General features: G+C 40.5%; 21 protein-coding genes and 1 other annotated feature. Of the genes, 6 read left to right on the top strand and 15 right to left on the bottom strand.

The window, feature by feature from the left end:
* Positions 1-26 precede the first annotated feature (26 nt).
* Positions 27-959: a homoserine kinase gene (gene thrB, locus AN944_RS15865; RefSeq protein WP_055025620.1), complete on the bottom strand. Its 933-nt coding sequence runs from the start codon at positions 957-959 to the stop codon at positions 27-29.
* Positions 956-3,424: a bifunctional aspartate kinase/homoserine dehydrogenase I gene (gene thrA, locus AN944_RS15860; RefSeq protein ID WP_055025619.1), complete on the bottom strand. Its 2,469-nt coding sequence runs from the start codon at positions 3,422-3,424 to the stop codon at positions 956-958. The genes thrB and thrA overlap by 4 nt, the downstream gene beginning before the upstream one ends.
* Before the next feature lie 753 nt (positions 3,425-4,177).
* Between thrA and AN944_RS15855 the strand changes: the two genes are divergently transcribed.
* Entirely contained in the window at positions 4,178-4,735 is a 558-nt protein-coding gene (locus tag AN944_RS15855) for a peptidylprolyl isomerase (protein WP_055025618.1), read from the top strand.
* Between the two features lie 664 nt (positions 4,736-5,399).
* On the opposite strand, the gene trpR is transcribed toward AN944_RS15855, so the two are convergent.
* On the bottom strand, positions 5,400-5,675 hold the full coding sequence (gene trpR, locus AN944_RS15845) for a trp operon repressor (RefSeq protein WP_055025616.1): 276 nt from the start codon (positions 5,673-5,675) through the stop codon (positions 5,400-5,402).
* 219 nt (positions 5,676-5,894) lie between these two features.
* Between trpR and AN944_RS15840 the strand changes: the two genes are divergently transcribed.
* The gene (locus AN944_RS15840; protein ID WP_055025615.1) at positions 5,895-6,344 is read left to right on the top strand and encodes a cytochrome c; all 450 of its coding nucleotides are present in this window, start codon (positions 5,895-5,897) and stop codon (positions 6,342-6,344) included.
* A gap of 92 nt (positions 6,345-6,436) precedes the next feature.
* On the opposite strand, the gene AN944_RS15835 is transcribed toward AN944_RS15840, so the two are convergent.
* The gene (locus AN944_RS15835) at positions 6,437-7,117 is read right to left on the bottom strand and encodes a cytochrome b/b6 domain-containing protein (RefSeq protein WP_055025658.1); all 681 of its coding nucleotides are present in this window, start codon (positions 7,115-7,117) and stop codon (positions 6,437-6,439) included.
* A 508-nt stretch (positions 7,118-7,625) separates the two neighbouring features.
* Here AN944_RS15835 and hpf point away from each other — a divergent pair.
* Both hpf and AN944_RS15825 read left to right on the top strand, forming a co-directional pair.
* Positions 7,626-7,979, top strand: coding sequence for a ribosome hibernation-promoting factor, HPF/YfiA family (hpf, locus tag AN944_RS15830; protein ID WP_055025657.1), 354 nt, complete (start codon positions 7,626-7,628; stop codon positions 7,977-7,979).
* Positions 7,980-8,124: 145 nt separating this feature from the next.
* Positions 8,125-8,238 (top strand) — a sequence feature (Phe leader region).
* 59 nt (positions 8,239-8,297) lie between these two features.
* On the top strand, positions 8,298-10,253 hold the full coding sequence (locus AN944_RS15825) for a chorismate mutase (RefSeq protein WP_055025614.1): 1,956 nt from the start codon (positions 8,298-8,300) through the stop codon (positions 10,251-10,253).
* 144 nt (positions 10,254-10,397) lie between these two features.
* Here AN944_RS15825 and AN944_RS15820 read toward each other — a convergent pair whose 3' ends face one another.
* The 8 genes from AN944_RS15820 to ffh form a co-directional block, all read right to left on the bottom strand.
* The gene (locus AN944_RS15820) at positions 10,398-10,730 is read right to left on the bottom strand and encodes a hypothetical protein (protein ID WP_055025613.1); all 333 of its coding nucleotides are present in this window, start codon (positions 10,728-10,730) and stop codon (positions 10,398-10,400) included.
* A gap of 119 nt (positions 10,731-10,849) precedes the next feature.
* Entirely contained in the window at positions 10,850-11,989 is a 1,140-nt protein-coding gene (gene tyrA, locus AN944_RS15815; protein ID WP_055025612.1) for a bifunctional chorismate mutase/prephenate dehydrogenase, read from the bottom strand.
* 29 nt (positions 11,990-12,018) lie between these two features.
* Positions 12,019-13,095: a 3-deoxy-7-phosphoheptulonate synthase gene (locus tag AN944_RS15810; RefSeq protein WP_055025611.1), complete on the bottom strand. Its 1,077-nt coding sequence runs from the start codon at positions 13,093-13,095 to the stop codon at positions 12,019-12,021.
* Positions 13,096-13,298: 203 nt separating this feature from the next.
* Positions 13,299-13,652, bottom strand: coding sequence for a 50S ribosomal protein L19 (rplS, locus tag AN944_RS15805; protein ID WP_055025610.1), 354 nt, complete (start codon positions 13,650-13,652; stop codon positions 13,299-13,301).
* Positions 13,653-13,686: 34 nt separating this feature from the next.
* Positions 13,687-14,433 (bottom strand): tRNA (guanosine(37)-N1)-methyltransferase TrmD, encoded by a 747-nt coding sequence (gene trmD, locus AN944_RS15800; protein ID WP_055025609.1) that lies wholly within the window; start codon positions 14,431-14,433, stop codon positions 13,687-13,689.
* 15 nt (positions 14,434-14,448) lie between these two features.
* Positions 14,449-14,979, bottom strand: coding sequence for a ribosome maturation factor RimM (rimM, locus tag AN944_RS15795; RefSeq protein WP_055025608.1), 531 nt, complete (start codon positions 14,977-14,979; stop codon positions 14,449-14,451).
* Between the two features lie 20 nt (positions 14,980-14,999).
* Positions 15,000-15,251, bottom strand: coding sequence for a 30S ribosomal protein S16 (gene rpsP, locus AN944_RS15790; RefSeq protein WP_055025607.1), 252 nt, complete (start codon positions 15,249-15,251; stop codon positions 15,000-15,002).
* Between the two features lie 217 nt (positions 15,252-15,468).
* Positions 15,469-16,842, bottom strand: coding sequence for a signal recognition particle protein (gene ffh, locus AN944_RS15785; protein ID WP_055025606.1), 1,374 nt, complete (start codon positions 16,840-16,842; stop codon positions 15,469-15,471).
* A 266-nt stretch (positions 16,843-17,108) separates the two neighbouring features.
* Here ffh and AN944_RS15780 point away from each other — a divergent pair, with 266 nt between their 5' ends.
* Together AN944_RS15780 and AN944_RS15775 are read left to right on the top strand one after the other, a co-directional pair.
* Entirely contained in the window at positions 17,109-17,897 is a 789-nt protein-coding gene (locus AN944_RS15780) for an inner membrane protein YpjD (RefSeq protein ID WP_055025605.1), read from the top strand.
* A gap of 101 nt (positions 17,898-17,998) precedes the next feature.
* Positions 17,999-19,285 (top strand): HlyC/CorC family transporter, encoded by a 1,287-nt coding sequence (locus tag AN944_RS15775; RefSeq protein ID WP_055025604.1) that lies wholly within the window; start codon positions 17,999-18,001, stop codon positions 19,283-19,285.
* Positions 19,286-19,357: 72 nt separating this feature from the next.
* Here AN944_RS15775 and AN944_RS15770 read toward each other — a convergent pair whose 3' ends face one another.
* The 3 genes from AN944_RS15770 to pdxJ all read right to left on the bottom strand — a co-directional run bounded on the left by AN944_RS15770 (position 19,358) and on the right by pdxJ (position 21,201).
* Positions 19,358-19,900 (bottom strand): DUF962 domain-containing protein, encoded by a 543-nt coding sequence (locus tag AN944_RS15770; protein ID WP_055025603.1) that lies wholly within the window; start codon positions 19,898-19,900, stop codon positions 19,358-19,360.
* A 183-nt stretch (positions 19,901-20,083) separates the two neighbouring features.
* Positions 20,084-20,464 carry a holo-ACP synthase gene (gene acpS, locus AN944_RS15765; protein WP_055025602.1) on the bottom strand — a complete coding sequence of 127 codons (381 nt, stop codon included), beginning with the start codon at positions 20,462-20,464 and terminating at the stop codon, positions 20,084-20,086.
* A complete protein-coding gene (pdxJ, locus tag AN944_RS15760) occupies positions 20,464-21,201 on the bottom strand; it encodes a pyridoxine 5'-phosphate synthase (protein ID WP_055025601.1) in 738 nt (245 codons plus the stop codon). The genes acpS and pdxJ overlap by 1 nt, the downstream gene beginning before the upstream one ends.
* Positions 21,202-21,262: the final 61 nt, after the last annotated feature.

Here is a 21,262-nt window from a genome sequence, read left to right as displayed (position 1 = left end):
GGTACGCCTATACAATAATAATTGAGTTACACACAACGGGTGCCAGCATCGTCGAGTTGGCAGACATGGGCAAAACCACCAGCCTGTGATAAATAATGTTTCTCAAGCCACGATTTAGCTTGCTCTGCAACGGCTAAATCATCGGTCACAGAAAATAAAGTCGGCCCACTGCCTGAAATACCTGTTGTTAGCATACCCAGCTCGGCTAATGCCTCTCTTGCTGCTGTATAGCCGGGAATAGCACTGGCACGATACGGCTCAGCCATAACATCTTTTAGCACACTGATGGCTAATGAGGCGTCTTGCTGATAGCTTGCATGGACAAAAGCACTAAGGTGTCTTGCAAAGTCAATCGCCACGGACTTGTCATATTGCTCGGGTAATAGCGCTCGCATCTTAGCCGTCGACAACGAAATCCCTGGATAAGCAACAACCCAATACCATTGTTTAAAGCTAGGGATCGTTGCGCAAACCTGTTGTGGGGTATTCAACATGAGCTGCATTCCACCTAAATAACACGGTGCCACATTATCAAAGTGAACACTACCAGAAATCATACCTTCAAACTCACCCATTAATAATAACAAGGCTTGCTGGTCAAACGGTTGTTCAAAGTGTTCATTAAGCGCATACAAAGCGGCAACTACTGAACTGGCACTCGAGCCTAATCCACTGCCGACTGGTAAGTTTTTTTCGAGCCTAATAGCAACACCTTGTTGAATCGCTAGCTTTTTAAGAAAAAACTCAGCGCACTGATAGACTATATTGTCTTTTCCATCTGCAGGTAACTTATCTGCCCAAGCGCCTGTTTGAGAGTAATGTACACCAGACTCAGCTGACTCAATCATCACCCGGTCACCAAGTAAGCTTCCATCAATTGGAGCAAGTGCAGCCCCAAGTAAGTCATAGCCGACACCGACATTCCCCATAGATGCTGGTGCATAAACTGTTATGCTCATAGCCCAACCTCTCGTGTCCAATTAAGGGTTCTTAATACATCTGCAAATGCGCCTGCAGCTGTTACATCAGTTCCAGCGCCATAGCCTCTTAGCACAAATGGGATAGGCTGATAGTATTGGCTGTAAAATGCTAAGGCGTTTTCGCCGCCTTTAACACTGTAAAGTGGATCACTTGAATCCACTTCAGCAATACGTACATAGCACTTTCCATCTTCAATTTGACCAACATAACGCAGTAACTTACCTGCAGCTTTTGCTGTTTCAACTCGCGCACTCACTTCAGCATCAAGTTTAGGAAGGTTTGCCATAAAGGTGTCGATATCCCCTGATGCATCGAAAGATGCAGGTAATACTGACTCTACGATGACATCATCTAGCTCAAGTTCCATGCCCACTTCACGCGCCAAAATTAAGACTTTTCGTGCGACATCCATACCACTTAAATCTTCACGAGGATCAGGTTCAGTAAAGCACTTTTCACGAGCAATCGACGTGGCTTCAGATAGACTCATGCCTTCATCTAGCATGCCAAAGATATATGATAATGAACCAGATAATATGCCATTAAATCGTTGCAATTTATCACCTGCAAATAACAGCTTTTTCAAGTTATCAATAACAGGAAGCCCTGCACCGACTGTTGTCTCATATAAAAACTGACGACGTTGCAACAACGCTGTGCTTCGCAATTGTTGATAATATTGATAATCACGAGTGTTGGCTTTTTTATTTGGAGTAACAACATGAAAACCAGCGTTCATTGCATCGACGTATCTGTCAGAAACCAACTCACTTGAAGTACAATCCACCAACACAGGATTAAGTAATTGCTGCTCTTTACCCCAAGCAAACAAAGCGGGTAGATCATAACTTGTTTGACAATCAGCGAGTAAAGCTTGCCAATGAGTTAAATCAACACCATCACTGTTTAACAACATTTTACGAGAATTAGCGATGCCACACACTCGCATTGTGATGTGCTGCTCTTTCAGCATTTGAGCTTGTTGGTGAATTTGCGCTAATAAACCCGCTCCTACATTGCCCGCCCCGACGAGGAACACATCAAGATATTGTTGAACATCGAAAAAAGCTTGATGACAAGCTGCAATAGCATGCTTAGTTTTACGTTGTTCAATCACAGTCGAGATTGAACGCTCAGATGAGCCTTGTGCAATCGCTACGATGTTCACACTGGCTTTGGCTAACGCACTAAAGAACTTCGCCGCCGCCCCTTTATGAGTTTTCATGCCATCGCCAATTAATGAAACAATCGCTAAATGTTGTCTTAGCTCGATTGGTTCAAGTAGCTCTGACTGGATTTCTAATTCAAACTCAAGCTCAAGCGCTTGTTTGGCCTTTTCAGCTTCATCTGTATTAACACAAAAACTAATGCTGTATTCAGATGAGCTTTGCGTGATCAAAGAGACAGAAATACCACTGCGAGAGATGGCATCTAATGTCCGACTGGCCATACCAACCATGCCTTTCATTCCCGGGCCAGAGATATTAAACATTGTTTGATCGTCAAGGTTTGAAATAGCCTTAACTTGCAATCCGGTCTTGTCAGCCTCGTTCGATACTAAAGTGCCAGGCGCAGAAGGATTAAAACTGTTTTTGATATAACAAGGGATATGATACTGAGCTATCGGTGCAATGGTTTTAGGGTGCAATACTTTAGCGCCAAAGTACGACAGCTCCATGGCTTCTTGATAACTTAACTGTTCAAGTAACTTAGCATCAGCAACAACGCGGGGATCAGTATTATAAACACCATCGACATCAGTCCAAATTTCACAACTTGATGCATCTATACATGCAGCCAAAACTGCAGCTGAATAGTCTGAGCCATTCCGACCTAAAGTGACCGTTTTACCTGACTCATTTGCCGCAGTAAACCCAGGCATAATCCAAACTCTTGCCTCTTCTAAATTTAATGCAGCAAAACGTTGTTTACTTGCTTTAATATCAACAACTGACTCTAAAGGCTTACCATGAGCTAAAAAAAGCTGCCTAGGATCAAACTGTGCAGCAGTCAACGATTTAGCCTTCATAACCTGCTCCATTAACGCAGCAGAAAGACGCTCACCCGATACAACAACTTGCGCCCTTACATGGTCAGGACATTCTCTCAACAAGGCGATTCCAGTTAATTTATCCTTCCAATCCGCCAGTTGCATAACCAACTTTTCATCTAAAACTTGTTTCTGCTCAGCAGAAATAAGCGTCTGTGCGGCACTGGAAAATAACCCTATAAACACCTGCTCAATTTGAGTTAACGTCGCGCTGTAGTCCTTACCTTGCTGCGCTAAATCCACTAATTCTAATAGTCCATTTGTTACGGTTGCAGGCGCAGACAAGACTGTTGCAACAGACTCTTGAGCCGATGACTGCTCAATAATATCTGCCGCCATGAGAAAACGTTGCCAATTGGCTAACGAGGTGCCGCCAAACTTCATTACTTTCATTTTATTACTCCATTAACTCGTTAGCTTTAGCTAAATTTATTCATAATTTATGCATAGAAACAAAAAAGCCCGCTTCTTTGTGGGAAGCGGGCTTTCGATAAAATCTTTAGGGTGTACTTAGCCCGCCCCCACAATAGTAATTGTGGTGGTTGTAGTAATAATGGTAGCTACAACATATTGATGGACATTCATTCGAACACTCTACTTATTTAAAATTTGTTTTCTTTTGTACTATTTTTGCTATTAAATTGAAAGAAACAATGCAATTAACACGAGCAAATATGTACTTGTTTTGAATTAATAACAGAATTGCTTTTTTTGCCCTCTGTTGTCAACCCCTAATAAAGCTTTATTTTTAACCGCTTATTCCAGATTGTTCTAAAATCATTGAGAAATAAGCTGCTGATGACAGTTTTTATCCGCAAATCATACAAAATGTCGCACAAAAACCCTGTTTACGTAAACGTAACCTCTTGAATGCGAAAACATAAAAAACCTAGAAAACAGCTACTTAAACTGTACCCAAAAGGACAAGTAAAGATAAAAGCATGAATAATACGATTACCAGTACTGATTGGCCGTCAACTCAACATAATAAGATGTTTTAATCTCCTCTATCATCAACTTGCTTGAAATTGTTTCATTTTAAACAAATTCAGAAACATGTGATTGAATAAGCAAAAGCTGATACAAATCATCGCACACAAAGTTAAAAAGTATTATCATGCCGCCACATTAAGAATTGGAGTCGATATGAAAATCACAAAACATTCAGCAGTGACTATTCACTACCGCTTAACAGACGCTAATGGCGAACTGATTGAAAGTTCATTTGAAGCAGAACCAATGGTTTACCTTCATGGCACAGAAGGATTAATTCCGGGTCTTGAGGTTGAACTTGAAGGCAAAGTTGCTGGTGATAAATTCGATGCAAATATCCCAACAGAACAAGCTTACGGGGAATACCACGAAGGCCTAAAACAAGAAGTGCCTTTAGAAGCTTTTGGTGATATCGAAGATATCGTTCCAGGTATGCGTTTCATTGCAGAAACAGAAATGGGTCAACGTCCTGTTCAAGTGACAGAAGTAAAAGATACCGTTGTCGTTGTAGACGGCAACCACCCTCTTGCAGGCCAAGCCCTAAACTTCAGTGTCGAAGTGATGGATGTTCGTGAAGCTACAGCTGAAGAAGTGGCTCACGGACATATTCATGCAGCAGGCGGTTGTGGCCATGATCATGCTCATGAACACGAGCAATGTGATACAGAAAAGCCTGGCTGTGATGGCAATGGTGGCTGTGGTTGTCACTAACTCAACAGCGGGTGTGAAGTGCTTAATGCTTAATTCAATGACTTAGGCTCTCAGCACTACGCCAAAAGTTTGAAATCAAAGATACGTTAGCCAATTTCATGGGTAACGTATTTTTTTTAAGTTATTATTTAAGGAGTATAAAAAAACAGCAGTGAGTATCGACAAAGATTATAGCGTTAATTTTTGATACTAGCTGATGATTAATAACAAGCGACGGAGTGCTTATGTTAATTAAACCAATCTATGAAATCCTACCATTAACTTATCTGGTTATTGGGGCTGGAAGTGTTGCCCTATTAAAAGAACCTTATGCCATCATAGCATCGTTACTGGTATATTTTTATGGCGCTCACATTTGGAATCAACGCTCGCGTAACCGCCGAACCGACAGGAAGCGAAAACGTATCGATGGGATTTTACCTGAGAGTATTTATGGTTATTTACCCTTCATTTACATTATGTCTGCGGGACTTATATTTCGATTCCTACCACGAGATTCAGGTGTCGTAATCTCTATCTGTTTATTGACCTACGGTTTATACATTTTGCTGCGCAGAATTAGCTACAGGCACCATAAGGTCCCAGTCGTTAAAATGCAGCGTTGGTAATCAAAGTCAGATCAAAATCATCGTGACCATAAAGACCCATTTATCATTAACGAGCCTTACAAAATCATATTACGGATCAATTCACGGTGTTCATTATTCATATTTTTTAGATAATTTGAACATCGTGTAATTGTAGCAATACTGACCTGATAATCTGCTGATATTTGTCGCTGACTGAGTTCACCTTGAAGTAGTAATTGGAAAACTTTTAAACGACCTGCAACGGCACTGCGTTCTTCTTCAGTTAATAGCAATTGAAATAACACATTCAACTCGTCTGAATCAGGATAACTCAACACTTTCTCAATCACGGATTCCCAATTTGCGCGCATATTGCTCTCTTTTAGTAATGCTTCAACAGTACAAAGTGTACCAAGTTTTTCTCGATAGAAATAAAAAATTTTGAATCTTTTTTATTATTGCTAAGTTTTACTTTTTACTTACAAATAGACACAAACAACACTCGCACTCAGTTCAAAATTATGTGTAAAATGTGACATGAACCTAGATGACATTTCTTAACCATATAACTAGAAAATAAGAGAAAGCTTATGAAAAGCCAGATATTAGCAATAGCAGTGAGTGCACTACTTATACCAAGTGTCAATGCGCACAACTTTGAAGATGCAGATGACGCGATTGATTATCGTAAATCAGGATTTAGCTTAATCCGTTACCAATTTGCAGACATGGGTGCCATGTTGAAAGGTAAAAAAGATTTCGATCTTAATGTTTTTCAAACTCGTGCAGCAAACCTTGAAGCGTTAGCAAAAATACCACATGAAGGCTTCATTGATGGTTCTGACAAGGGCGATACTGAAGCGCTAGCCAAAATCTGGTCAAACAAAGCTGACTTTGATAGCAAAATGACGACTTTCCAAGAGAATGCCGCTAAGTTATCAGTTGCAGCTCAAAGTGGCGATAAAAAACAAATCAAGCAGGCTTTTGGTAATACCGGCAAGAGCTGTAAAAGTTGCCACGATATGTATAAAAAAGATTAATTAATTTAATTAATCAATACAAATTAAAAGCCCACTACTAAAGTGGGCTTTTTGATCTTAACAAATCAATATCAGAATAATTAAGTATCGATTTATAAGAAAGCAACAATAGGTGCAATCAGCCAATACCCAATTACAGCACTTAATATAAGCACTAAGCTCATCGCTAAGATAGATGAAGCCATTTTCGGCGTATTTGGTAACATGCTTAACTCTTCATCTGACAGCTTTTTATTACCAGAAATCATCGCAGAAACTAAATTATTGCCTCTAATGGCATAAATCAATATGACTGAAATATGGAGGATGATACAAGCCAAAATGACGTTAAAATTGACTTTATGCAGCCATGTAAACCAACGACTAACATCTGAAGAAACCATTGAATATAGGGGACCTTCAGTAAATATGTCGTCACTAGAAAATAGACCACTGACCAATTGAAGGCTTAACACGGCCAGCATAAACAATACCATGTAACCACCTAATGGGTTATGACCAACGACTGGTGAAGTCTTTTTTCCAGTAACATAGGCCATGACTTTTTTAGGGCCTGCAATAAAGTCACTAAAACGGGCAGTTTCACTGCCTATAACCCCCCATAACAGCCTAAATATAATCAAAACCATGAAGCTATAGGCACATATTTGATGCCACTCCATTTCTCCACTATCAGCAGTCCACCAAAGTGAAAATAATAACCCAACCGTTAACCAATGGAATAATCGAGTTGGTATGTCCCATACCTTAATTTTCTTTTGTTCTATACTCATATTATTTGTCATCAAAGTTCATAGATTGTTTAGCAGTATAAAGACACTAGACCTGCTCTCATAGAGGTCTTGCGTAAAGAAGCGTAATTTTTTATGTCAATTTAACCGCTTATCAACTTATTTAGCCAAGGCTGTACAAACTAGGTGAGTTCCATGCTTGCCCATTCATTTTTACAGTAACATCGGTCAACTATCAGCAAAAAGAGTGACACTCATAAGCAAAGAAAAAGAAGTGATGGAGCAAGAGAGGATTTATGAGGTCATTTTATTATAAAAAGTGGGTCAAAAATGAATCATCACTTGGAGGCGTAAGTCATGTTATCCATTCCAATATGAGCCGATTAAAACAGGAATTCAAGCAATTTTACTGAGTTTTTTACCAAAAACGTCTAAGCGATCAAATATGAATCAAACAGTCTATTATTGGATTGAAAACGTGATTCAGATCACGCTTTTTGTTTATAAGCTTGGTAATCTGAACTTAAGCAAACAACAGAAGGTTCGAAATATGCTGAAAATCACTAGCAAGCAACTTGAAGTCACTGCACCAATTCTTGAACGTATTGAAGGACAGTTTGAAAAACTCACACGACACGATATTCAATTAATTAACCCGCACGTTATCATCACTCAGGAAAAGCAGATCTTTAAAATTGAGTCTTCTGTAGGCTTGCCAAGTGGAGAATTATTTGCCCAGGCGAAAAACGAGAACCTTTACGCAGCAATTACTGCAATGGGTAAAAAGCTGGAAAAACAGCTAAATCGCCTGACCCACAAACCACAAGCTCAACGTCACGTTTCGCCAATGGCTGAAACCGATAATGATTTTGAGTATGACTACAAGGAGGAAACAGCAGCTTGACGATCAATTTACATAACAACCAAGAGCGCATCCTCGGATGCGCTTTTTTATGTATTTAGCATTAATAACCTCAGTTTATCGATAATCTTGAGCATAATTTAATTGACACAACCTGCTCTGCACTTTAGTTTTAATGACATGAACAAATTCATTCCAAGCAATTTTATTTTCTTTTTTATTCAGCCCCCACATTGAGGCGGATTTTTTGTGTAAAAACGAAAATGAAATTAGAAGCCTCCCACTTGGGGGGCTTTTTATTAATTTATTCCTGATGCATACGGCAGTAAGTATCTCTAAGCAGTCTTTATAGAGGCAATAATGAAAAAAGCACCAGAATTAAATCAAACCCGAGAGCAAATCACTGCCCTAGACAAAGAGTTACTATCACTTCTCTCAAAGCGAAGAAGTTTAAGCTTGGATGTTGCACGTAGTAAGGAAGTCGATGTCAGACCTATCCGAGATACCAAACGTGAAAAAGAGTTACTTGCAAGACTGGTGCAACAAGGTCGAGAACACGGTTTAGACGCACATTTTGTTATCTCTTTATATCAAAGCATTATCGAAGACTCTGTACTTAATCAGCAAGCATATCTTCACGGTCGGGCTAACCCTGAAATTCAACAACCCCAATCGACTATTGCGTATCTAGGTGCTCGCGGTTCTTATTCTTATTTAGCTGCCAGTCGTTTTTGCCAGCGCAGACAAGTGGAAATGATTGATTTAGGCTGTCAGAGCTTTGATGAAATCGTAAAATCCGTAGAGCTTGGTCATGCTGACTTAGGTTTTCTGCCTATAGAAAATACTTCATCAGGTTCCATCAATGAAGTTTACGATGTTTTACAACACACATCTCTTTCTATTGTCGGTGAAACGACCATTGAAGTGGGTCATTGCTTATTGACCAAAGACGGAGCAAGCCTAGAAGATATCAAAACAGTATTTGCTCACCCGCAACCCATTAGCCAATGCAGTCACTGGCTATCACAACACCCTAAATTAACCTTGGCATATTGCTCAAGTAGTGCTGAAGCGATGCAAAATGTCATTGATGCTGACGATAATAGCGTTGCTGCTATTGGAAGTGCAGAAGGCGGAGCGCTTTATCAGCTAAGTGCGGCTGAAAATGGTTTAGCAAATCAAAAAATAAATCAAAGCCGTTTTATTGTTGTGGCAAGAAAAGCGGTCGATGTGCCTTCTCAGTTACCCGCTAAAACAACCTTGATTATGGCTACAGGCCAAAAACCTGGTGCGCTAGTTGAAACGCTACTCGTACTCAAGGCTCATAATATCAATATGAGTAAATTAGAGTCTCGCCCTATTCCTGGAACCCCTTGGGAAGAGATGTTTTATTTAGATGTTGATGCAAACTTAGCGACTGCAGAGCTTCAACAAGCGCTTAAAGAATTAGAACGCTTAACACGCTTTATTAAAGTGCTAGGTTGTTACCCATGCGAAACGGTAAAACCGACTCAATTAAATAATAGTCAATTACTTATCGAGCCCGTCAGCTCAAAAGAAACCAGTGAAAAAAGCAACACTCTCGATGATGCCCCAAAACATTCAACTTTATATCGCCAGCAAAAAACGGTCATAGAGGTTAAACAATTCAACGTCGGAAAAGGCGAGTTTGCGGCCATTAAACAACTTGATATTCCAATGGCGAATGATGCCTTTGCAGCACAAGTGAAACAAATCAAAGAAACTGGATATCAAGCAGTGTTAATGCTTAATACAGCAACAGAAAGTGTTTCCTTATCTGAGATAAAGCAATACTGTCACTTACTAGACCAAGCTGGCTTAACTAGCGTCGTGGAAGTAAATTCAGTCAGCGAAATTAACGACACGGTGAAAGTAGCTGATATGGTCTACATTTCAGGCAAAGAAATGTATAACGATGAATTGTTATGTTCTGCGGGCTCAGTGACAACACCAGTATTGTTAGAACGAAATACGATGGCAAGCACCGCTGACTGGCTTGCATCGGCAAACAAAATCCTGACGCAAGGTAATCAGCAATTAATACTCGTTGAAGCTGGTGTAAGAAGCTTTACAACACCGGAGCAATTATCTCTAGACCTTGCAGGGTTAATCGAAGTTATCGCACAAAGTCACTTACCAATACTAGGGAACACTAGTTTTGCTGTTGAAGATAATCTCGTCAGTCAACAAGCTAAAGCGATTAAACAGCTAAGTGCAAGTGGACTGATTATAGGCAATAAGCAACTAACTGACATAGCACAACAGACTGAACTTTTACATCAATTGCATCAATAGCAAACTTGTTATTAAAATCTAGCTTCTGTTAGCTTTAGCTAGCTAAATTAACAAGCAACAAAAAACCGAACTAAAGAGTTCGGTTTTTTATTTTTAGTCTTACTGTATTTGACCTTACTTTAGGTGCAAGGCTTTAGCCGTTGTTTAGTACATATTCACACTGTCATTTAGCCCTAACCAACCTTTAAAAATACGGTAGCTAAACCAAGTTAAAGCAGCCAAAAAAATCGGGATGCTGAGCCAGAGCAAAGGAATAAAGTAACCAATCAACAATAAAGTGACTAACCCAGTAATACTGTTACGTTGCCAACGTAAATGCGATGACAGCAATGAATGTGTCGCTATATTAGTTTGTGACAGGTTAATCAATAAACTAAAGAAAACAGGCAAAAAGAACAATGGAAATGCGCTCATGAGCGCGTATAAAAAGTGGCCGAGTGATAAATCTTCTGCGGTGTAAACCTCAGTCTCTGTCATTAGACTTCACTCCTATTCACGTTAAATTTAAGGGAGTTACTCAGCGTAACTCCCTTATAACCATAATCCTAGTTTCGTCATTTCGCAATATTTAGCTGACTTTTACAACCGAATTGAAACTAATTCGTTTTCATATCATTAACTGACTGCAACATTGCACGGCTTTCATGTTGAAATTGTGGAGCAAAATCACCGAACCATTTAGCCACATCTTTAAACTGGGCAACAAAAGCCTCACGATTACCAGTTTGAAGTAATGTCAGCGCATCACGATAATTATCAAGATAATCACTAATCGCAACTTGGCTGCCTTCTTGTGCAAATATTATATCGGCATACAACTCAGGATCTTGAGCAAACAAGCGACCAACCATCGCTAACTCAAGACGGTAAATCGGAGAACTAAACTGCAATAAACTCTCAATATCAGCCTCTTCTTTACACAAATTCACCCCATAAACAAAACTGGAAAAATGGCGCATTGCTTGAACTAACTGCATGGCTTTATCATGCTTTTCGGCATTTTCATTGACAATTCGAGCCCCCCAAATGGTTATTTGCTCAAGTAGCCATTGATAAGACTCCGCTCCACGGCCATCACAGACAACCACAACTTGTTTCGCTAAACTGCCAACATCAGGACCAAACATTGGATGTAAGCCAACTACAGGGCCCTTATGGGCTGCTAACATTGCATTTAACGGTTCAGACTTAATAGATGTTAAATCAGCTAATATGCACTGCTCAGGTAAGTTATTTAATTTGTCTCTGATCAGATCGCATGTAATCTTGATAGGCACAGTGACAATCACCATTCCAGCACCATCAAAAAGTTCATCAGCACGATGCCAATCATCTTTATCTAAGCTTTTAACTTGATAACCAGACAGCGTCAGCATTTGACTAAAAAGCCCACCTAATTGACCTTCGCCACCCACAATAACAATATGACCAAGATCCGTTTTAACTTGCTTGAAACCAACATCCTTCTCATTTAAATAAGACTCACGCATTAAACGACGCAAAATATCTTCAATAAGTTGAGGAGAAATATCCATCTCACTCGCCTCTTTACGGCGTTTAGCCAGCATTGAAGCTTCACGTTGCGGAGCATAAATTGGGACACCTGCAGCATGCTTAACCGTGCCGACTTGCGCAACAAGATCTAAGCGCTTTCGTAGCAAATTCAATAACTGCTTATCTACGCCATCTATTAACTCTCGTAAATTTTCTAAATCTAATGTCGTTTTTTCGTTCATGGTAGTTCAATCTCTGCAGTATTGGTCAACTACTTAGCCTCAAAGCGGGTAGGTAAAATTGCTTTTAATGATTCAGCATTACGACGCAATAATGACTCAGTCGTCGCCCAATTGATACATGAATCTGTGACAGATACGCCATAAGCAAGCTCGGGTAATGGTTTATCGCAAGCTTGATTTCCTTCATTTAAATGGCTTTCTAACATGACACCAATTACAGAGCGGTTTCCGTCGGCGATTTGCTGAAACACATCTTCGCAGACTAAGGTTTGTCTTGTGTAATCTTTAGATGAATTACCATGACTACAGTCAATGATTAATCGCGCATTCAGTTTGGCTTTATGTAATTGATTTTCACAAACGGCGACACTTTCTGCGTCATAGTTTGGGGTTTTACCACCACGTAAGATAACGTGCCCATCTGGGTTACCTGCCGTTTGCAATAATGATACTTGCCCTTGTTGGTTAATCCCCATAAAGCGATGACTACTGGCAGCTGACTTTAATGCGTTAATAGCCACATCTAGTTTGCCATCAGTACCATTTTTGAATCCCACCGGCATAGATAAGCCCGATGCCATTTCACGGTGTGTTTGCGATTCAGTCGTTCTTGCTCCAATAGCAGACCAAGTAACTAACTCTGACATGTATTGCGGACTAATAGGATCAAGTGCTTCTGTTGCCACAGGCAATTCAAGCTCTGCAAGCCAAATCATCAGCTCACGCGCCATTCTTAAGCCTTTCTCTACATCAAATGATTCATTCATATCAGGATCATTAATAAGCCCTTTCCAGCCTACTGTGGTGCGAGGTTTTTCGAAGTACACTCGCATTAAGATGTAAAATTCACCACTTAACTCATCGTGAAGTTTTTTAAGTTTTAATGCATATTCTTTTGCTGCATCGATGTCATGAATAGAGCAAGGACCTGTCACGATTAGCACACGATTGTCGCGCTTATGAACAATATCCGCCACCGTTTGGCGAGCATCTAAAATATATTGATAAGCATGATCTGATAACGGTAACTCATTTTTTAACTCAGCTGGCGTAACCAACACCTTTTCAGAACTAATGTGGACGTTGTTAATCGTATCTTGTTGCATGCTCTATACTCACTTCTGTTCGTGTTAACTCTATCTAAAAATACCACTGTAACGCTACACCATTACAAGATTGAGCTAACTATGCCTTGTTCAAGTTCACTTAGCAACCTAAAAATTTTTAATTTTGACTAATAAAACAAAAACCCGCCATATAGGCGGGTTGTTGTGCGAACACTGCATCTAATTTTTCAAGCGGGTAACTATTACTTAGTTGCCAACTTCTCACGGATACGTGCAGATTTACCTGAACGCTCACGTAGGTAGTAAAGCTTAGCACGACGAACACGACCGCGACGCTTAACTTCGATGCTAGCTACTAGTGGACTGTGAGTTTGGAAACCACGCTCAACACCTTCGCCATTAGAGATTTTACGTACAGTGAATGCAGAGTGAAGACCACGGTTACGCTTAGCGATTACCACACCTTCGAACGCCTGTAGACGCTCTTTTTCACCTTCTTTAACACGTACTTGAACGACTACTGTATCACCAGCACCAAATTCAGGTACGTCAGTTTTCATTTGCTCATCGTTGAGCATTTTAATGATATTGTTCATAACTTACTCCGTTCTAGGATTAACTGAGCTTCGACTAAACAGGTTTGTCTAAATTGTTAACAAACTCTGCTAAAAGAGTCTTTTGTTCGCCAGTCAGAGCTAGATTTTCAAATAATTCTGGTCGTCGTAAAAAAGTCCTACCAAGACTTTGTTGCAACCGCCAGAGTCTAATTTTTTCGTGGTCACCGCTTAACAACACTGCCGGAACACCAACACCATCCAAGTTTTCAGGGCGAGTATAGTGAGGACAATCCAATAAACCATCAGAGAAAGAATCTTGCTCTGCTGATGCTTGCTTACCTAGTACACCAGGTACTAGCCTTGCAACTGAATCAATGAGAGTCATCGCAGGTAATTCTCCGCCCGAAAGCACATAATCACCAATTGACCATTCTTCATCAACTTCAGATTGGATGATACGTTCATCAACACCTTCGTATCGACCACATACCAGTACCAAACTCGATGATTGACTTAACTCACTGACACCTTGCTGATCCAGCTTGCGCCCTTGAGGCGATAAGTAAATCACCTTCGCACCGTCACCTGCAGCTGCTTTCGCAGCATGAATCGCATCGCGTAACGGTTGCACCATCATCAACATACCAGGACCACCACCGTAAGGGCGGTCATCAACAGTATTATGTCGATCATGTGTGAAATCACGAGGATTCCATGTTTGCAACTCTAACAGTCCGTTTTTAACGGCTCGACCCGTCACTCCAAAGTCTGTAACAGCACGAAACATCTCAGGAAACAGGGTTACAACCCCTAACCACATATGTTGTACCTCGACTTAAAAGTCTGGATCCCAATCCACTAATATCTGTTTACTTTGCACATTCACCTCAAGGATGAACTGCTCAGGGACAAAGGGAATCATGCGTTCCGCTTTGCCAAAAGCATCTTTAACGTTAGCTTTAACAAGTAACACGTCGTTAGATCCTGTTTCCACGATCTGGTCAACACTGCCCATGTCATAGCCTTTAGTGTTTGTCACAGTACAACCAATTAAGTCACGCCAGTAGAATTCATCTTCTGACAAGTCTTTAATTTGGTCATGCTGGATGGCAATCTCACAGTTAGTAAGCAGTTGCGCATCTTCTCGGTTGTTTACGCCTTCAAGACAAGCAACAATAGCTTTACCTTGATAACGCCACTGAGCGACCTTAACTTCACGCCATTCACCTTGTTCTTTAATTAGCCAAGGCGAATAATCAAAAATACCTTCAACAGAATCGGTATAAGAAGTGATTTTCATCCAACCTTTAATACCATGACTAGAACCAATTTTGCCTAGTACGATGGGTTGTTGATTACTACTCATCTATTTATACCTTAACGCTATTAAGCAACAGCTTTACGAGCGTCTTTGATCAACTTTGCTACGCGTTCTGAAGTTGCTGCACCAGTAGCAACCCAGTGATCTACACGGTCTAGATCTAAACGTAAAGTTTCTTCTTGGCCTTTAGCTAAAGGATTGAAAAAACCAACACGTTCGATGAAACGACCGTCACGAGCATTGCGGCTATCAGCAACAACGATATTGTAAAATGGACGCTTTTTTGCGCCGCCACGAGCTAAACGAATGGTAACCATGCGTTTTAATTCCTCTAATGATTTGCTAGTTAGCAAAATAAAAACTGGGACTCCGTGTTCGCGAAGGGCCCCAGAGAAAGCCGCAAGATTTTACCTGATTTTACAATTAATGCAACCAAATCCGTCGTTTTTTAAACCAAGACATTTAAGGTTGCATCAATGAGAATTCAATCTTTACGGGACAAATTGAAAAGTCTTTATTGAATAAGGCTACGAATCAACGCCCTGGGAACTTCATTCCAGGAGGCATCATTCCGCCCATGCTGCGCATCATTTTCTTCATGCCCCCTTTACCAGACATTTTTTTCATCATTTTTTGCATCTGGGTAAACTGTTTCAATAGACGGTTAACGTCTTGAATTTGAGTACCTGAACCTAATGCAATGCGGCGCTTACGCGATCCTTTGATAATATCTGGACGTTGGCGTTCGCCAGGCGTCATAGAGTTAATAATGGCTTCCATTTGATTGGTCATTTTACCATCTTGAACTTGAGCTAATGCTTCTGGTGGAAGTTGGCCTACACCAGGCAGTTTCTCAATCATGCCCATCATGCCGCCCATGTTTTTCATTTGCTGCAGTTGTTCACGAAAATCTTCAAGGTCGAATCCACCACCAGACTTCACTTTCGAAGCAAGCTTCATCGCTTTTTCTTTATCAACACCACGCTCAACTTCTTCAATCAGGGACAATACATCGCCCATACCAAGAATACGTGATGCTATACGTTCAGGATGGAAAGGTTCTAGTGCATCGGTTTTTTCACCAACACCTAAGAACTTAATTGGTTTACCGGTAATGTTTCTGATAGATAGTGCGGCACCACCACGAGCATCACCATCAACTTTTGTCAGAATAACACCCGTTAACGGTAGCGCTTCATTAAATGATTTTGCCGTATTAGCTGCGTCTTGACCTGTCATTGCATCAACAACAAATAAAGTCTCAACTGGGTTAATCGTGGCATGGAGATCTTTAATCTCATCCATCATAGCTTCATCAACATGGAGTCGACCCGCAGTATCGACTATCACCACATCAATGAACTTTAATTTCGCATGAGCAATAGCCGCCTTTGCGATATCAACTGGCTTTTGGCTAACATCTGATGGGAAAAATTCAACTTCAACTTCAGTTGCTAGTGTTTCTAACTGTTTGATCGCTGCAGGACGATAGACGTCAGCGCTGACCACCAGTACAGATTTCTTTTCACGCTCACGCAAAAATTTCGCTAATTTAGCGACACTGGTCGTTTTACCCGCCCCTTGTAAGCCGGCCATCATTAATACTGCAGGTGGTTGAGCGGCTAAATCTAAAGCTTCATTCGCCTCACCCATTGCCTTTTCAAGTTCATTTTGGACAATTTTAATGAATGCTTGTCCTGGACTTAAACTTTTAGAGACTTCTTGACCTACGGCACGCTCTTTTACGCTATTAACAAATTGGCGTACAACGGGCAATGCAACATCAGCCTCAAGTAGTGCCATACGCACTTCTCGCAAGGTTTCTTTAATGTTGTCTTCGGTTAAGCGACCACGACCACTAATATTCTTGAGGGTGCGCGACAGTCTGTCGGATAGATTCTCAAACATGCTCTGCTGTTTACCTTAAAACGATTCGATAATTGGCGCCTATTATACCCAAACTACTTCAAGATGCGAGATTAGCCTTCAGACAGAGTATTGATGTAGGTCATTATTCGTAAATTATTTGGCGTTAAATGGAGGAAACTGTTAAATTTTGGGTCTTAGGTCACTGCCCTAATGACCTTGGTTCATGTTAATCTAAGATAAATAATTTTGTGCTGATTTTATTTTTAAAAACAACCTGCACTACTAACTTGATAGGTTTATTCCAGATGGTCATTTTTTCAGCTTCGGCTATGTTGTTTTACTGCATCGCACTTGTACTTGTTACAAGTCGATTGTTTCATGCAGAAGGACCCAACCGTAAATTAGTCGCAATCTTTGCTTCTATTGCAGTTGTGCTTCATGGCATAGCGCTATCACAAACCATTTATACTGCTGAAGGGCAGAACTTTAGTTTAACGAATGTCATTTCGTTAGTTAATTGGATCATTGCCTTTAGCTTCACCATCATAATGCACCGTTTAAAAGTGATTGTTGTCGTGCCTGTGGTTTATGCTTGTTCGGTAATATCAGTTGCCGTACTCTGGTTAATTCCACCACAGTACATTATTCATTTTGATGGCCACCCAGAAATACTCGCTCATATTGTTTTATCATTAATGGCGTATAGTGCCCTGATGATTGCCGCACTTTATGCGATTCAACTATGGCTAATTCAAAATAAATTAAAAAACAAAAAGACCATGATGAGCCCTGGTATGCCGCCATTAATGACGGTTGAAAAGCAGTTATATCACTTGGTTACTATTGGTGTGATGTTACTTACTTTATCTTTAGCAACAGGCTTTATCTTTTTAGAAGACATGTTTGAAGACGGTAAAGGCCATAAAGCGATTTTATCTATTCTCGCTTGGGTCGTGTACAGCATCATGTTATGGCAGCATTACACTATCGGTTGTCGTATTCGCACTGCCGTTATTTATACGCTTTCAGGGGCTGCCTTGCTATCGCTTGCTTATTTTGGCGCACGAATAGTAACCGAGCTCATTTTGCGATAACCCGATAATTATTTAATTAGCCGCAAGCAAACTTGACACTTATGACGAATGATTGATACTCATCATTCGTCTTTTTTTTACTACATTAACTGGAGCTATTTTTGGACGCTATTTCTACCAGCGCACTCTTCCTTTCTCTTCTGGTATTAATCCTAATCTCAGCTTACTTTTCAGGCTCAGAGACGGCGATGATGACATTAAATCGTTATCGACTTCGCCATCTTGCAGCAAATGGTCATAAAGGGGCACAACGCGCCCTAAAAATGTTGGAGCGACCAGACAGGCTTATTGGTTTAATTCTTATCGGTAATAACCTAGTTAACATTCTTGCCTCAGCAATCGCTACGATCATTGGAATACGCTTATTTGGTGATGTGGGCGTAGCCATTGCCACTGGTGTACTCACATTAGTGGTACTGATTTTTGCAGAAGTAACCCCAAAAACCGTTGCAGCCTTACACCCTGAAAAAATTGCTTTTCCATCAAGCTGGCTATTGCGTGCCCTACTCTCAGTATTATGGCCATTTGTTAAAGCGATTAACTTAATCACTTCTGGTTTTCTTCGCTTACTCGGCATTAAAAATGTCAGTGTAAATGATGCCTTAAGCCAAGAAGAATTAAGAACAGTTGTTCATGAAGCTGGCGCCCTTATTCCACAACGACATCAAGAGATGCTGATATCGATTTTAGACTTAGAAAAAGTCACGGTAGAAGACATTATGATCCCTCGTTCAGATATTTACGCAATCAATGTTAATGATGATTTTAAAACCATCAATAAACAAGTCACCCAAAGCCCACACACCAGGGTTTTGGTATATCGAGATAATATTGATGATGCTGTCGGGTTTATTCATTTACGTGATGCATTACGCCTGCAATCAAAAGAAGAATTCAGCAAGTCATCGCTATTAAGAGCCGTTAAAGAATTATACTTCATCCCTGAAGGCACTCCTCTGACTGTGCAGCTATCGAATTTTCAGCAAAACAAAGAGCGTTTTGGATTAGTTGTTGATGAATATGGCGATATACAAGGCTTAGTCACCCTTGAAGATATTTTAGAGGAAATTGTCGGCGACTTTACCACTTCGATGATTACCACTGCCAGCGAAGACATTGATATTCAACAAGATGGTAGCTTCATTATTGATGCCACAATCAACATTCGTGATTTAAATAAAGAAATGAAGTGGGACTTTTCGACAGAGGGCCCAAAAACGCTGAATGGAATCATTATCGAGTACCTTGAAGATATCCCTGATGCAGGTACCAGATTAACGATTGATAGCTACCATATCGAAGTCATAGATGTCTCGGATAATATGATAAAAACGGTTAAGGTCATTCCATTAGTGAAAGAGCCCACCAATGAGGAAGCTGAAGAGTAAAACACCAACGCTTTCTTCATCCCATAAATAAAGGCGCAAAATGCGCCTTTATTTATGGGAGAACGGCGGCGTTTACGCTGCTTGTTTTCTTTTTGCCTCAAGTGCGCGACGTTTGTCTCGGGCTATCGGCGTAATCTCTTGCTCGAGTGCTTTATTCATACCCAGCATAAAGTACAGTTCAGCCATTAAAAAAAACGGACCTATTAATAACTGATTCAAATCATCAATAAAAGCCGGTTTTGCTTTTTCGTATTTATGACCAATAAACTGAATTACCCAACCAATAAAAAATACGCCAATACCTATCATCCAAGCGCCATTAATTTGTGACACTAATGAGGATGTGATTAACACAGGAATAATAAAAATCGTCAAACCTAAGGCTAGTCCTCTGTGTAATACAAAGTAGTAAACTAAAGTGCCTATGGCGAATAGAGTTGCTACGTTCAGCTTAATCCCCTCTTCAGCGAATAAGACAAAATTAACAGGAATAAGATTAAGCAACAAAAAGACTGACCAAATAATTAACGGTACACCAACGAAGTGGGTTCGAATGTTTTTTGGGTTTAAATGCACACTTTTATAGGTTGCGAGTTGTTCTACGGCCGATTTCATCTTGAGTCCTTATTATCATTATTATGTAACACCTTGTTAACTTACCTCAAGTTAGCAGTGGAGCTCAAGCTCTAGCTTTTTCAATCAATGCCTTTAGACCAGTTATTTAATTTTCGGCACAAATAAAAAAAGCGCCGAAGCGCTTTTATAAAAACTAAAATGAGTTATTGTCGATACAACTCGTTAGGACTCAATAACCACGGTAGCAACTGCGTAGTGCTGCTCATCAGCAATTGTCAGATGCCCGCTTGTGGCGCCGAGTTCATGCATTCGTGCAAGCGCCCCGTCGGTAAAGCTCACTTGCGGTGCACCACTATCGTTATTACTGATGTGAATATGCTGAAACGATACACCTCGGCCAATACCTGTACCTAATGCTTTTGCTGCCGCTTCTTTTGCAGCAAATCGCTTTGCAAGAAAGCGATGAGGCGCACTTGAGGCTATATACACTTGTAACTCTACTGGTGTGAGTACTCGCTTTGCCAGCTTATCTCCCAAACGGGCATACTGTTGTTCAATGCGATTGATTTCAACAATATCTGTGCCAAGTCCCTTGATTGCCATTACTCGCCTCTGCGACCTTCTAGCATCAGTTTCTTCATATCTTTAACTGCGACAGCTAAGCCATCAATGGCTGCTCTAGCAATCACTGCATGACCAATATTCAGCTCATACAGTTCAGGAATAGCAGCAATCGCTTTGACATTGTGATAATGCAAACCGTGTCCCGCATTCACAACTAAGCCCTTGCTATGCGCATACTTAGCCATTTCAGTGATACGTGCTAATTCCAATGCTTGCTCTTCATCAGTTTTAGCGTCAGCATAGCAACCAGTATGAATTTCAATATATGGAGCACCAGAGGCCACAGCTGCATCGATTTGCGCTTTATCAGCATCAATAAATAAAGACACCTTAATCCCATGGCCTGCTAAACGCGTCACTGCATCAGTGATTTTATCCATCTGACCGGCAACATCTAAACCACCCTCAGTCGTTAACTCTTCACGCTTTTCTGGAACTAAACACGCATAAGCAGGTTTAACATCACAGGCGATAGAAATCATTTCTTCAGTCACAGCAAATTCAAAATTCATTCTGGTTTTTAGCGTCTTTGCTAAAAGATATACATCTCGGTCAACAATGTGGCGACGATCTTCTCTTAAGTGAATAGTAATACCATCTGCACCTGCATGTTCTGCGACTGCTGCTGCATGTACAGGATCAGGATAATCTGTACCACGCGCTTGTCGTAGAGTAGCAATATGGTCGATGTTAATTCCTAATAAAATTCCACTCACGGTAGCGCTCCTTAATCACAATAATATTTAGCGTAAATGGGTTATTAACCTCATTCACCTA

The sequence above is a fragment of the Shewanella sp. P1-14-1 genome (assembly GCF_001401775.1).
In the GTDB taxonomy this organism is placed as follows: Bacteria; Pseudomonadota; Gammaproteobacteria; order Enterobacterales; family Shewanellaceae; genus Shewanella; species Shewanella japonica.
This window is presented reverse-complemented; position numbering and strand designations above follow the sequence as displayed.